Origin of the sequence: Clostridium sp. YIM B02506 (genome assembly GCF_022324845.1) — a bacterium.
Taxonomy (GTDB): domain Bacteria; phylum Bacillota; class Clostridia; order Clostridiales; family Clostridiaceae; genus Clostridium_T; species Clostridium_T intestinale.
Genome location: NZ_JAKGTG010000007.1, coordinates 60,586 through 75,683, shown reverse-complemented (window position 1 = coordinate 75,683; position 15,098 = coordinate 60,586). Strand labels below are relative to the sequence as shown.

Below are 15,098 nucleotides of genomic sequence, written 5' to 3'. Positions count from 1 at the left end.
AGATATTATTGTAAATGTAATTAGTAAATATGAGGGGAGTAATTAAAAGAGATTATGGGTGATATTAATGAATTCAGATAAGGCGTTATGGGATAAATATGATATAAAGTTTAAACCTAAAAGAAAAGTAAACAACAAATCAAGTTGGAAGTTTCCACATATTATAGGGTCTTTTTATAGTAATAAGATGAATAAAAGAATAGAATATGAGTCTATAAATGAGTTTATATTTTATTCTATTCTTGAATTAGACAAGAAAACTGTTAGATACTATGTTCAACCAATGGAAATTGAAATTAAATATAGAGATATAACTGGTATTGAGAAAAGTTGGATTCATGTACCAGATGTGTTAGTTTTTAGAGATAATATGAGACCATCTCTGTATCAGGTTAAAGATCCACAAAGTAAAAATACCGATAAATTTAAAATTATAAATAATAAGTGCCATAAATATGCTAAAGAAAATGATTGGGATTATAATGTAATTTATCCTAAGTTACTGCCTACCGGGTTTATAAGTAACATTAGATTTCTTACTGGTTTTTTGAAGCCAAGAAAAGAATACGTTAGATTAATTCCTATTTTTATAAAGGGGTCAAAAAGCATAAAAGAAACAATTATAAATGAATTAGTAATAAGTCTTTCAGATAAGATTGATCCATTTATATTAATCCCATTAATATATCATTTGATAGCTATAGGACATATTTTCGTTAATATAGAAAAAGAAATATCAGAGTTTAGCAATATAAGTTTTTATGAAGATATAGATTATTATAAATATCTAAAAGAGGTAATCAATAATGAGAATAAATAGAATTAAAATTAATTCAGAAGTCATATATTTGGGATTGAAATATGTAGTAGTATCAATAGATCCGCCTAATGTTTTTATAAAAAGAGTAGATTTAGATGGAGTATCGATAATGATTAGTTACTGTGAATTAGTTTTAAATGCATTATTGGTTCAAGAGAATAGTAAGTCACTTGTTTATAAAAATGATAACTCATTCGATTCATTATCAGATAATAAAAAAGACATTGCGTATAAAAGAACAGAAATTATAAAGCCAATACTTGTTCTTGAAGCTATAAAAGAAGGAGATATTAGGGCTATTTATGAATTTAGAGAATATTATAGCGAGTTTACAAATGCAGATGAAGAATTATCAGAATTGAAACAAGAAGATCTTATTAATAGAATATCTGAAAAGAATTCTATTTCTGTTAGAACAATAAAAAGATATCTAGCTTCATATAGAAAAGCAGAAAATATCAAAGAGAAAAGTGGTGTTGAGGGATTAGTACCACGAACAGGAAATGGATATATAGGTAGAGCAGATAATAAAATATTAAACATATATAATCCTAAAAATCCAAGCGTTATTTTAGATAGTATTGATGTTAGAATTGACAGCGTATACATTTCTATAATTGAAGATGTAATATCAAGAGAGTATCTTACAACTAAACAAGTAAGTAAAAAAAACATATATGATTCGATAGCAATAAAATGTTTTAAAGATAATATTTCTCCTCCCAAAATGATTACAATATATAAATTACTAGATAGAATCAATCCTCAATTGAAATCTAGACTAAGAAATTCTAAAGAAGCAGCAGCAATATATGATGATATCGAAAGAGAATTTTCTAATAATGATGCATTATATCCATTACATGTTGTAGAGATCGATCATACTGAACTTGATATGGATATAATGGATAGTAGAACTGGATATGTGGTTGGTAGACCATGGATAACAATAGGAATTGATGTTTATAGTAGGATGGTTTGGTGCTTATATATATCATTTGAGCCCCCTTCAGCAAATAGAGTAAGAAAAGCAATTGAGAATGGCATATTTATTAAAGATAATGAAAAGTATGGTACAGAAAATAAGTGGGATATATTCGGTATACCGAATACTATATTCCTAGATAATGGACCTGATTTTACTAGTGCAGAAGTTAAAAGGATGATAAATGACACGCTAAAGTCTCATGTGAAGTATAGACCTGTAAGAACTCCTAGGTATGGTGCAGTAATTGAACGAGTATTTGGAACTATAAATGCTGAATTAATACATAGACTTGAGGGAACTAGAAAAAGTAATGTTAAAAAACTTGGAGAATATGATCCTGAAAAAACAGCTGCATTAACATTAGATGATATTACAGAACTTTTAACAATTTATATTACAGATATTTATCATTGTTCGGAGCATAGTGGACTGCCTAAATATGAAAACATACCGATAGTTAGATTTATTGAAGGTATTAAGAAAGCAGGGTATCCGGAGTTCATTAGCAAAAGTGATGAGGATTTTTATAGGATTGAATTAATGGCTACAGATATGAAGCCTTATACAAGAGATGGCGTAAGATTAGAAAATGTAATTTATAAGTCTTCAGAATTCTCTCAATTTATTGGGGGAAGAGATAAGAAATATAAAATAAAATATGATATAGATGATATTTCTCATATATATATACTGAATCCAAAACTGAATAAATATATTGAACTAAAAGCAGTAACTCCGCCATACGAAACATTAATAAATGTTAATAGATATACTTATAAAAAGATTTTAGAACTTGTTAAAGAAGAAGGAATTAAGAAGAAAAACGGTATGATTACATCAGATTCTGTTATTAGAGCTATGACTAAGCTACAACAAATTATTTCTGATAAGTATAAGGTAAATAGAAGTATAAGAAAACAATCAAAAAGAACAAATTTTGAAGTTAAGATAGAGGTAAGTAATCCTAAAAAGCATAACAACGATATGAAACTAGAAGATATAATTAAAAAAGCTAAAAAAATTGAAACAGAAAGGGAGCGGGAATAGATGTCTAGCTATATAGAGGCAAGGAATTTCGCAGAAAGAATAGCAAATATTCATATTAATTATCCCAGGATACAAAGAATATATGACATATTATCATCCATGAGATGCTTGGGAGGATTTAATGGTAGGAATGAAAGTCAATCTAACTTATTTATACTAGGACAGTCAGGAGTTGGAAAGACTAAGATGATAAAAAAGTATGCTGAAATGAATAAAGGTTATACAAAAATAGAAGATGGAGTAGAGTATGATATAAAGCCTGTGGTTTATTTAGAATTACCTGACCCATTTACTGTACTAGAGTTATATCAATCTATAATAAGAGCTCTTGGTGCTCCACAAATAATGTATAGACCGTCCATAGGTGATGCAAAAAGACAGGTATTTACACTGCTTGAAAAGCAACAAGTTGAAATGTTAATACTTGATGAAATGGATTATATATTGAATAGCAGATATGTAAAACTCCAAGAGGCTATGGATGCCATAAAACATATTGGAAATGTAGCTAGTGTTTCACTAGTATGCGTAGGAACTCCACCAGTTGATAATTTAAGAAAATTAAATTTTCAATACTTTAGACGATTTCCTAAAATAGAACTCGAGAGATTTAATGAGTTAGATGATGAATTCTGTATGTTTCTCAGTAGTATAGAAAAACAAATAGATCCAATAGAATATATTGGCTTAGGTGATTTAGAAACTCAAATACCACAACTTTTTTATAGCATGAGTAAAGGAGTAGTTTCTATAATAACTAGAACGATTCAAGAGGCGTACAGGTTGGTTGGTGTATTTAATGACGACTTTAAAGATATCTCAAAAGCAAAACTCAGTGTAGATACAATATATACGGCATATAAGAATATAGTAGGTGATATGAATATGGATGATTTTGAGAAGGCAATTTATTTAGATTAATATAGGAGATAGAGTGTAATATATGATAGATAAGCTAACTATTAGATTTAAACCTTTTCAAGATGAATCGCTTACAAGCTATTTTATTAGAATCTCTAATGATAATGGCTTAAATACAATAAACTTATTAAATAGTGTAAGAAAAATTGAAAATGAATATTTACAATTAAGCGAGATAAATATTATAGATAAGGTAGCATTTAAACATATAAACATTAATGGTCTTGAAAAATTACTGGGCTTTAAAGTTGATTTATTACTGAAAAATACTTTCTATAGATTTATAGAAAGGTTTGGTGATGGGAGTGAAGTTGAAAGATCGAGGTTTATATCAGGTAGCATAAGGAATGAGTTTTCTTTTTGTCCTAAATGCTTGAAAGAAAAAATGTATTATAAACTAATATGGAAAATTAGTGAAATAAAAATTTGCGATAAACATGGATGTACTCTTATAAGTAAATGTGTTAAATGCAATAGTAAAATCACGTATGAAGATGTAATTAGTGCGGGAATTTGTAATAAATGTGGGCATAAGATTAGTGCAAGAATAGATATAGAAAAACTCGACAGCAAATTCTTGCAAGAACAAGTTTGTTTATATAAAATTTGGAACACGCTTATATATGGTGAATACGATAAAATGAATTCAAAAGAAATAGCATATAAAATCTTATATATTATAAATAATAAAGAAAAAAATTTAAGTAGAGAAATACTTAAAAGTGAAAGCAGACAAAAGTTTTTCATACCTATGTTATTGCAATATGCACGTGGTACTACTAAGAATAGGAGAGTATTACATATATCTACCGTTATAAAGATATTATTGGAATATAAAATCAATATTCAAGACTTTTTGAATTTAAATGTACCTAAAAAATTCATGGACTCAATAGAAAATACAAAACAAACTAAATTATCGATTGCAAGTTGTATGGCTCCTTGGTGCGGAAATTATAAAGTAGAAGGTAGTCTAATTAAGACAAATACAAGTTATAAGAAATCTATAAATGATAATGTACTTTTATACTATATGTATTGCTCTGTATGTGGATGTGAATACGCATATGACAAAAAAGGAAAGTTAGTTGAAAGAACTGAGTTTATTGATGGATTTAATAGATTGAGTAATACTTGGAGCAAAGAGTTATCATTAGGGAATCTTGCACATAAAAACTGTATTACTAAAGATAAGTTAAAAAGATTATTAGCATATTTTAATACAAGAGGAATGTATTTAAAAAATGAAAACTCAATTATTTTAAAAGACGACTTAATAAATGTATTTATTAAGGAAATAAAAAAAGGAAGTAGCCTAAAAGAAGTAATGCAATTAAAATATTGGGACAATTATAGGGAATATTTACTTTATAGATTTCATAAAGAAGTAATGTTGAATATTAACATGAAAAAGGTAACACATAATAAAAAGATTTCAATGGAAAGTAGAAATAAGAAGGTTACTCAGGTATTAGAAAAATTATTAAGAGATAATACAATAATAACTTTAAATGAAGTTTGTAGAACCTTAAAAGTATCTCCAGAAACAATTAGACAATGGAAATGTAATAAGTTAATTTCAGATTATAAAAGTAAACAGAAAAGTGAGATGATATTAAAAAAGGGAGAAATTATAAGAGATAAAATAGAAGAATTTATGAAAAATCATGAAACAGGGACTATTAATACTAAAAATGTATATGAATATATAAAAATCCAAAGAAGTATACTATGGAGAAATTATCCTGAACTTACTTCATATATAACTAATAAGATTAGTGAGCATAATAAATCAATACAGAAATAATAATTTTTTAGTTATATATATAACTAAAATAATTTTTAGTGGGAGGAGTTTTATGGATGTAAGGTTACCAGTAAGATTAAATATTATTAATGGAGAGTCGTTTAGTGGATATATTATGAGATCAGCAAGAGCTATGAATATTGATTGCAGAGAATTTTTAAAATATTTAGTATTAACCTATAATATTCACTATAAAATAAAAGATACTAGAGCAAGTTATTTCAAGATAGCAGCAAATATTGATATTTATCCATTTGGAATATTAAATGAAAAAGATATATGTTTTTTATTTAATAAATCAAGAGAGGAAATTGAAAGTGCGACATTTAAAAATATATTTGATGTACTAAATATAAATTTTGATACAAATATAAATCCTTATAAAATATATGTTAATAGGGATTTAGTTAAAGAGGCAAGAAGATTTTGTCCATTATGTCTAAAAGAGAATGGAATTTACAAATTGATTTGGCAGATTAGAGAAATTGAGGTTTGTGAGATACATAGAATAAAATTAATTAACAATTGTAGTATTTGCAATACAAAACAAAGATACTTTGGTCCTTCATTGGAGTATCATAGATGTAATAATTGTAATTCATTATTGTGGGAGTCAAAAAATAAGCAAGAAGATTTTAAAAGTTTAGATAAACAAGAAGTTGCATATAAAAATTGGGAATTCTTACTTACCTATAGAAATAAACTAGTTAAATTAATCCCAGGATATAATTTTGAACAGTCACTAGCAATAATTATGTTATATATAGCTCAAAAGCAAGAAGAGAAATTTTGCTTAAATAATATAAGTGAATTTCATCCAAGAACAATTGATAATATTATTAAATTCATAAATACTAATGAAAGTGGAACAAAAATTTCGTTTAGTAGTTTAAGAAAAATAACAAATAATAATAATATATTGCTGAGCGATTTGCCTAATATGAATATACCTAGTTTATATATTGATTCATTAATTAAAGAAGAAGATACAAAAATAAAGACATTTATATGCTTATCACCCTGGTGTAACTATTTTGGTAAAAACAATAAAATTGTTATGCTAGGAAAATATCGGTCAAAGTATACTGGAGTAGTTCGAAAATTTATTTGTACTCAGTGTTATATGAAATTTGGGTATAATCTAGCAGAAAATATACTGGAACCTTTAAATAAAAACTTATTTAATAATATAGATAAAGTTAGAGAATTAGTTTTAAAGAATAAAAATCAAAAAGAAATAGCTAATTTACTAGGTATTAGTACTGATTTATGTACAAAAATTTTTCCATATTTGATTATAAATAATTTACTTAATGATGACATTCAATTGAATAAACCTATTATTGTACCCAACAATATAAGAGATGAAATTGAATTTTTATTAAATAAGGGTTGTTTAACTAGTAGAAAAGCTAGTAAGATTTTTGGATGGAGTTATTTTCAATTTTATTATTATTTTTGGTTACCAGAAGTACAAAATTTTTTAATGGAAAGAGAAAAAACTAATACATTAAAAAAACGACCATATAGACCGGAAAAGAAAGATTGGAAGAAAGAGTTACTAAAGACAATAGATTATTTTTGGATAAATAATATTGATATAAATTATGAAAACATAAGAAAAGAATCCGGAATTTCATATGAAGTTTTAAAAACACATGAATTGATTAAAGTTGTCAAAATATCTATAATGCTTCAAAAAAATAAAAGAAAACTGGATTATTATATTTATGTAATTAAGAGACTTAAAGATTACCTAGACAAAAACTGGGATAAAGCGGTGGCTATACATGAAGTATTCAGCTATTGTGAAATAAAAAATTCTTTTATAAAAAGGCATTATCCTAATTTTAAAAAGGCTATAATACAGAAAATTAATATACATAATAAAAACGAGAAAGTATTAAAAATTGAAAACTATAAAAGACAAATAGAAAGTATTTGCCTACATAGCAAAGAAAATGGAGAAATAGAAACAATCAGAAGTATATCTATAAAATTAGGAAAAAATTGTGATTTTATTTCTAGTAAGACAAAGTTAGGTTCTTTTACAAGAAAACTATTAGAAAGTAATGATTTATACAAGAAGTGACAGTTGATATTATAAATTAAACTGTTTATGACAACTTGAAATATAATTTATGTCAAATTAATATTATAATTTTATAGCTTTTCATTAATTTAAGTGACATTTATAATTATAATTCACAATTATAAAATAAATACTTGAATTGTAAAATAAGATAAATAATTATTATTACAATAAGTTTTGTCAAATATAATGACTTTTATTCATTAGTATTATTAGTGTAAAGTATTTAAAAAATATTCATATGGGGTGAGTTTATGAGTAATAAGTTAGTAGAATTATTAGATGAATATAAAGAGGAAAAAAGATGCTTAGAAATGGGCATTGAATGGTTAATAGAAAAAGATTATGCTATAGGCAAACTTGAAAAAGTTAATGTAATAATAGCTGATTTAGAAAAATTAATAGGTTAATATTGAAACTATAAGGTGATAGACCACATATTCTCAAGATACTGAGAGTATGTGGTTTTTTATATTGTAGTGAATTTATTGCAAGAGAAGTTGAAAAAAGTTAAATAAATTATAGGTAAAATGTGTATGGTTACTATACACTTAAGTAAAACTGTTCATTCATATTACTTTTTTAAGCATTTATAAATTTTATTATTTTTAAACTTATTATTTATTAAAAGAGTTGGCTGGTGGAAATATTGGATATTCATATGGATAAAAACCCAATGGAACGCATGAGGCTAAAGAATTATAGATAACCCATAAAGCCTTTTCATCAGCTTCAAGTATTTGTTTATATCTCTGCTCACTCACTTCAATATTATCAGAAGCTGTATATGGCTTTGATGATTTTTTTCTTTTGATGTTAACACCTCCTAACTAAAATATAATAGAATGTGTATAGCAACCATACACTTGCATAAAAATTTTATTCATCAAGATTTTCACTAAAAAATTTAACCTTGTTTATTAGGGTCGACAAAAAGTTTGACAAAAATTCCAATTCATGTTCTGAGGCATTTTGTAGTCCATCTTCAACCATATTATTTACAACAGAATGATAAAGCATATGGTTGTTATGAGCTTTTTTACCTTTTTCAGTCAAACTTAACGAATATCTAGATAAATTAAGATCATCAATTTCTTTTATAACCAGAGCCTTTCTCTCTAGCTTTTTAAGAATCTCGGAAACACTCCCTTTAGTTACTCCTAGAATCTCGGCCAGTCCACCTACATGAATGCCAGGATTCTCGGCAATGACCTTTATTACATGTATTTCAGAGTGAAAAATCGGTACATCGGTTCCAAAGTAGCGAGTTTTTTTATCAAGATCAGTCAAGGCTACCGCTAAATTCAGAGAATTATATGCAATTTCATGTTTATTATTTATAAATTTATCCATGTCAATAGTATATGGTTGCTATACGCTTTTGTCAAGTCATCATAAATTAAAATATTAAGGAATGAATGGATTTTTTTATGGGAATAATACAATAAAAGCTTGAAATAAAATACAATAATAGTATATAATAATAAATATTAATTAATAAATATTATTATAATTTTAAAATAAAGTATAGTGGAAAGTTTTTAAATTTAATTAAAATATAAATATGAAATAAAAAGGAGTGATATTATGAATGCTGAATGGCAATACAAAGTTTTTACAGTTGATGAATTCATAAATGCAGGTAATGGAGCAACTATTGAAGATAAATTAAATGAATACGGTAAAGATGGATGGGAATTAGTTGGAATTATGCCGAAGAAAACTCAATCTTTAGGAAATTCATCAAAATTACCTGAAGACTCTGTTGTATTAAAAAAGCAGTTATTTAATTTAAAAAGTAATAACTATAATTAGTTTGTTACTTATAAATTATGCATTTAATTTCGCCTATAAGTTAAAAGGTTATAATAAGTCTAAACTCACATATTTTCTCCTAAAGGAAGTATGTGAGTTTTTATTATTAGGAAAAGTTTATGGAATATTTCTAACATTGATTTTATAGATTAAAGCAAGAGGAATTAATAGATAAGACTACATAAATATAAATTTTGTTTTATAAAATAAAAAAGCGTTCTTTAGTAATTGATACTAAAGAACGCTAATATTTTAAGAAAAATTAGAAAGTAATTATATTGATATTCCTATTAAGAGCAGTTGCCGAAGTAACATTAGTTGCAGTTGTGAAGATTACTCTAACTTGATAAGTGCTTGTAGTAGTTGCTACAGCAGTATCTACAAAGGTGTTAGCCATAGGGAACCTTTGAGTTCCAGCAGCTGAAATATTTCTTTGAATTGTTCTTGTGCTTATCAAAGTTGCATCCCTATATAGTCTTACTTCAAAGGTCAGTGAAGAATTTGCAGTAGTAACGGCTTCAATAGAAACAGCGAGATCAATTTTCAAATTTTCTCCAATCGTTACAGGTACAGCAAGGGTATTTACTGTAACTTCCGTATTTAATGGAGGAAAAACAGCAATTGATCCTGCATTTTGATTGAATAATAACCCGGGATCTCCAGTAGCCCCAGTAGCCCCAGTAGCGCCGGTAGCCCCAGTAGCCCCAGTAGCCCCAGTAGCCCCAGTAGCGCCGGTAGCCCCAGTAGCCCCAGTAGCCCCAGTTTCACCAGTAGCGCCGGTAGCGCCAGTAACACCAGTAGCCCCAGTCTCACCAGTAGTACCAGTCTCACCAGTAGCACCAGTTGCGCCAGTAGCACCAGTAGCCCCAGTAGCTCCAGTAACACCAGTTTCGCCGGTAACACCAGTAACGCCGGTTTCTCCTGTAGCGCCAGTAGCCCCAGTAGCACCGGTAGCGCCAGTATCTCCAGTAACACCAGTAGCGCCAGTAGCACCGGTTACACCAGTAGCGCCAGTTTCGCCGGTAACACCAGTAACGCCGGTTTCTCCTGTAGCGCCCGTTGCTCCAGTAGTACCGGTAGCCCCAGTAGCGCCGGTTTCTCCGGTTGCCCCAGTAGTACCGGTAGCCCCAGTTTCGCCGGTAACACCAGTAACGCCGGTTTCTCCTGTAGCGCCCGTTGCCCCAGTAGTACCGGTAGCCCCAGTTTCTCCAGTAACGCCGGTAGCACCAGTAACTCCGGTAGCACCAGTTTCACCAGTGGCTCCAGTCTCACCGGTAGCCCCAGTAGCCCCAGTAGCCCCAGTTTCGCCAGTAGCCCCAGTCTCCCCAGTAGCGCCAGTTTCACCAGTAGCTCCGGTTTCGCCAGTAGCCCCGGTAGCCCCAGTAGCACCGGTAGCGCCAGTAACACCTGTAGCACCAGTTTCTCCGGTAGCACCGGTAACGCCAGTAGTACCTGTTGCTCCAGTTTCACCAGTAGCTCCAGTCTCACCGGTAGCCCCAGTTTCTCCGGTAGCACCGGTAACGCCAGTAGTACCTGTTGCTCCAGTTTCACCAGTAACACCAGTAGCACCAGTTTCTCCGGTAGCACCAGTAACCCCGGTAGCGCCAGTAGCACCGGTAGCGCCAGTAGCGCCAGTCTCACCAGTAGCGCCAGTAGCGCCAGTCTCACCAGTAGCGCCAGTAGCGCCAGTTTCACCGGTAGCCCCAGTAGCACCGGTAGCGCCAGTCTCACCGGTAGCACCAGTAACACCGGTAGCGCCAGTAGCGCCAGTCTCACCAGTAGCTCCAGTTTCACCGGTAGCGCCAGTCTCACCAGTAGCGCCAGTCTCACCAGTAGCGCCAGTTTCACCAGTAGCCCCTGTAGCACCAGTAACGCCAGTCTCACCAGTAGCGCCAGTTTCACCAGTAGCCCCTGTAGCACCAGTAGCGCCGGTTTCGCCAGTAGCCCCAGTAACTCCGGTTTCACCAGTAGCCCCAGTAGCGCCGGTTTCGCCAGTAGCACCTGTAGCACCAGTAACGCCAGTCTCACCAGTAGCGCCAGTTTCACCAGTAGCCCCTGTAGCACCAGTAGCCCCTGTAGCGCCGGTTTCGCCAGTAGCGCCGGTTTCGCCAGTAGCACCAGTTATACCAGTAGCACCGGTAGCACTTGTAGCAACAATATCATCTTGTATTATAACTAAAGTTGCCTTAACAGGCACAGATGTGCCAAGAATAACAGTTCCTGAACCTGTATAATCCAGTGTTAATGTGACAGGTGCAGATACTACATCAACAATACCAACTCCAACAACCTCTCCAGTTTTGGTAGGAGAATTTCCTTCAAGATTATCACCTTGCGATGAAACTGCTGTAAATACAACAAAACTTGGACTAGTAGATGTTTGAGTGGCTACCCACCAATCTAAAACATATCGTCCAGCTTCATTGAAGGTTATTACTCCAGTACCTGAGTTATATGAAATATTTCCAGAACTATAGACAATGTTATCAAATATAACACTTGATCCAGAATCTACATTTCCCCCAGCTAAACGTTCAATTTGTAAAGCTATATTACTCATGGTATTCCTCCGAATATTAAAAAATTAAGATATACTATTAAAAAAAATATATCATCTTGTTATATTATGTTTTTATTTAACTGATTGTGAAATAAAATATACACATTTATTGCTTAAAAAAATATGCACATATATTGATTTTGAATTAAGATATATGTGTATATTTTATTATAGATGACAGATTAGTGTATTAATTAAAGAATAAATAAATGAAATGGAAATTAGGACATTAAAAGAGGTGATGATAGTGAAATACGACCATGAAAGTGCTCTTATAAATGGAATAATTAAAAGAGATAAAGAAAGTCTTATGAAGCTGATGGATATCTATGGTAAGTTGATATATTATATAGCAGGAACTATATTAATAGAGCCTTACGAAAGGGAAAGTATAGAAGATTGTTATAATGAAGTATTTACAGCAATTTGGTTTAATATAGATTGTTTTAACTTAGACAAAGGCAGTTTTAAGAATTGGATAATCGCCATAACTAGATATAAGGCAATAGACATTAAGAAGAAAAATTTAAATCATAATCAGAGTCTAGAATATGATGATGAGTTAGTAAGCAATCAGGAAAATGAATTAGAAAGAATAGAAAATTTGGAGTTGATTAATGAACTTCTAAATACACTAGACAAGAAAGATAGGAGTATATTTATTAAAAGATATTTTAGAGGAGATTCAATTAAGGAAATATCTAAGGAAGCAGGTTACTCGGAAGAGTATATCTATACTAGAATATCTAGGGCTAGGAAAAAATTAAAAAAGATAGTTGGTGAGATTAATGAATGATAGAGAGGTATTAGAACTTTTAAACTCTGTTGAATATAGTGAAGAAGAAATTAAAAAATTAGAAGAAAAAGCTATTAGTAGAAGTAATTCTATTGGAGAGGATTTATATAAAATAAAAAATGATAAGGTGTTAAGAAATATAGCTTTTATAGAATTAGAAAGAAAGGTTAAAAGTTATTTAGAAAAAGATGAGAGTATTAAATATAAAATGATGGTTCTTCAAAGTTATCTTGAGAAAAAAATATTTGCAAGGTATGTAGGTGATTGGGGTGGCAAGGTAGCTATTTATATGGGCTTATTTGTAACTAATAAGAGAATTTTTGTTTTTAGGTTGGATCATTTCTACGAAGTTTTAGAGGAGTATAGTAATGATATAAATAATTTAGAGAGCTTTACTGATTTATGGGAGAAGTGCGACACAATTTCCTTAAACTTTAAAGATGGAAAAAATGTGTTTCCAAGACCTTTTGAAAAAGAAAATAAAGAAATTTTTCTAGATATGATAAAGTATTTAAGAGAAAGAACAAACTCCTCTTTTGAGGAAATAAAAAGACCAAAGGTTGGAATATTTTTATGGATAATGGCGGTTATAGCCCTAGCAGCTTTTATTGGAATAGGGATTGATGCATTTAAATTATTTATGGAGAGTTTAAGGAACATACCTTAGTAAAGTTGATATTATATTTACTCTGATATTAAAAGTAAATTTATAATTGAGATTCCTTGCAAGGTGCATAAATACTATATATTCTTATATTCTTTTATTGTTATATTCTTAAATTCTTATATTGATAGAAATATATATTCCTTAGGGTAATAGAAAAAGCTGCCTACTAATTGTTTAGTATGACAGCTTTTTCTATTAGCAGGCTAGTCTTGCTATTACTAGCTTCTCTTTCCACTTACCTCTTTTAAATCTTACAAAGTAGAGAGTTCCCCTTACAGTCCAATCAATAAACATTCCGCTCCAAACTCCTATAAGTCCAAGATTTAAGGTGATTCCTAAAAAATAACCAAGAGTAATTCTAAATAACCACATTCCTATAAGGGCAGTAACCATTGTGTATTTTGCATCTCCAGCTCCTTTTAACCCAGCAGGAAGGACGAAGGAGATAGACCACATAGGAATACAGAGTGAATATAGTATACACACACGTCTTGCTAAGTTAATTATTTCTCGATCACTTGTATATAATCTAGGAAGTAACCCTGAGAAAGGTAAAAATGCTAAAGCCATAGCAATTAAAGAAACAGTTGATAGCTTGGTTATATAACCTAAAGTATCGCTTGCTTCATCGGTTTCACCTTTACCCATATGTTGACCAACTAAAGCTGTAGCGGCTATACATAAAGCATTTCCAGGAATATTAAGCATTCCACCAATAGAGCTAGTTATAGTATTTGCAGCAATAGAAGCTGTACCCATGCCTACTATAAATACTTGAGTTATTAACTTACCTCCATTAAACACTAAAGATTCTATACTAGCGGGTACACCCACTGAAAAAATTGGTTTTAGTAGAGCTAAATCAAATTTAAATTTTTTAAGTTCTGTTAGTTTAAGTATACTTGAACCTCTTAATAATACGCCAAGAACAATAAAGGCACCTATGCTTCTAGCTAGTGCTATACCTAAAGCAGCGCCTATTATTCCAAAGTTAAAAATATTTATAAATGCAAAAGTAAAAACAACGTTCATTACATTCATAAATATGGTTATCTTCATAGGAGTTTTAGTGTCACCAGCACCTCTTAAGATTCCGTTGCAAATAAGATCCATTGTGATTAAGGGATAGGTCAATAGAGTAATAGATAAATATATATTTGCTGAACGTATAACTTCAGCTTCAGCAGAGCCAAATAGGAAAGAAAGAATAAGTTTCTTAAAGATAAACATAAGTAGAGTAATAGATATTGATATAAGTATAGAAGAGTAAAGAGCTTGCTTCATGGAGGCATTTGCTTTTTTTATGTTAGATTGTCCTACGAATTGAGCAACAACTACCATTCCACCAACTGCAAGGGCAGAGAAAAAGGCAATTACTATATTGTTTATGGAATCAACCATACCAATTGCAGAAACTGCCTCTTTTCCTATATGACCAGCCATCATTGTGTTAATCATTCCCATGGACATTACGAATAATTGTTCAGCCAATATTGGTAGGGTTAAGCTAATAACATCTTTTCGAATAAACTTCATTTTTGCACCTTCAATAATATCCTTCCGTAGCATATTTTAATCTCATATT

The 15,098-nt window shown here is 30.5% G+C and carries 12 protein-coding genes; 9 read left to right on the top strand and 3 right to left on the bottom strand.

The window, feature by feature from the left end; translation table 11 throughout:
* The first annotated feature begins 67 nt into the window (after positions 1–67).
* The 6 genes from L1S49_RS07790 to L1S49_RS07765 all read left to right on the top strand — a co-directional run bounded on the left by L1S49_RS07790 (position 68) and on the right by L1S49_RS07765 (position 8,085).
* Positions 68–820: a TnsA endonuclease N-terminal domain-containing protein gene (locus tag L1S49_RS07790; protein ID WP_238903375.1), complete on the top strand. Its 753-nt coding sequence runs from the start codon at positions 68–70 to the stop codon at positions 818–820.
* On the top strand, positions 807–2,855 hold the full coding sequence (locus tag L1S49_RS07785; RefSeq protein ID WP_021800255.1) for a Mu transposase C-terminal domain-containing protein: 2,049 nt from the start codon (positions 807–809) through the stop codon (positions 2,853–2,855). Before L1S49_RS07790 ends, L1S49_RS07785 begins: the two co-directional genes overlap by 14 nt.
* Entirely contained in the window at positions 2,856–3,776 is a 921-nt protein-coding gene (locus L1S49_RS07780) for a TniB family NTP-binding protein (protein ID WP_021800256.1), read from the top strand.
* 22 nt (positions 3,777–3,798) lie between these two features.
* Positions 3,799–5,583: a TniQ family protein gene (locus tag L1S49_RS07775; protein WP_181601582.1), complete on the top strand. Its 1,785-nt coding sequence runs from the start codon at positions 3,799–3,801 to the stop codon at positions 5,581–5,583.
* Positions 5,584–5,635: 52 nt separating this feature from the next.
* The gene (locus tag L1S49_RS07770; RefSeq protein ID WP_021800258.1) at positions 5,636–7,675 is read left to right on the top strand and encodes a TniQ family protein; all 2,040 of its coding nucleotides are present in this window, start codon (positions 5,636–5,638) and stop codon (positions 7,673–7,675) included.
* Between the two features lie 254 nt (positions 7,676–7,929).
* Entirely contained in the window at positions 7,930–8,085 is a 156-nt protein-coding gene (locus tag L1S49_RS07765; protein WP_238903374.1) for a hypothetical protein, read from the top strand.
* 469 nt (positions 8,086–8,554) lie between these two features.
* Here L1S49_RS07765 and L1S49_RS07760 read toward each other — a convergent pair whose 3' ends face one another.
* Positions 8,555–9,028, bottom strand: coding sequence for a MarR family winged helix-turn-helix transcriptional regulator (locus tag L1S49_RS07760; RefSeq protein WP_238903373.1), 474 nt, complete (start codon positions 9,026–9,028; stop codon positions 8,555–8,557).
* A 234-nt stretch (positions 9,029–9,262) separates the two neighbouring features.
* On the opposite strand from L1S49_RS07760, the gene L1S49_RS07755 reads away from it, so the two are divergent.
* Positions 9,263–9,490: a DUF4177 domain-containing protein gene (locus tag L1S49_RS07755; RefSeq protein ID WP_238903372.1), complete on the top strand. Its 228-nt coding sequence runs from the start codon at positions 9,263–9,265 to the stop codon at positions 9,488–9,490.
* Positions 9,491–9,752: 262 nt separating this feature from the next.
* Here the strand turns inward: L1S49_RS07755 and L1S49_RS07750 are convergent, their stop codons facing one another.
* A complete protein-coding gene (locus L1S49_RS07750) occupies positions 9,753–12,050 on the bottom strand; it encodes a collagen-like protein (RefSeq protein ID WP_238903371.1) in 2,298 nt (765 codons plus the stop codon).
* A gap of 247 nt (positions 12,051–12,297) precedes the next feature.
* Here L1S49_RS07750 and L1S49_RS07745 point away from each other — a divergent pair, with 247 nt between their 5' ends.
* The gene (locus L1S49_RS07745; RefSeq protein WP_238903370.1) at positions 12,298–12,846 is read left to right on the top strand and encodes a sigma-70 family RNA polymerase sigma factor; all 549 of its coding nucleotides are present in this window, start codon (positions 12,298–12,300) and stop codon (positions 12,844–12,846) included.
* Positions 12,839–13,513 carry a hypothetical protein gene (locus L1S49_RS07740; protein ID WP_238903369.1) on the top strand — a complete coding sequence of 225 codons (675 nt, stop codon included), beginning with the start codon at positions 12,839–12,841 and terminating at the stop codon, positions 13,511–13,513. The genes L1S49_RS07745 and L1S49_RS07740 overlap by 8 nt, the downstream gene beginning before the upstream one ends.
* Before the next feature lie 195 nt (positions 13,514–13,708).
* Here L1S49_RS07740 and L1S49_RS07735 read toward each other — a convergent pair whose 3' ends face one another.
* Positions 13,709–15,082 (bottom strand): MATE family efflux transporter, encoded by a 1,374-nt coding sequence (locus L1S49_RS07735; RefSeq protein ID WP_238903368.1) that lies wholly within the window; start codon positions 15,080–15,082, stop codon positions 13,709–13,711.
* Positions 15,083–15,098: the final 16 nt, after the last annotated feature.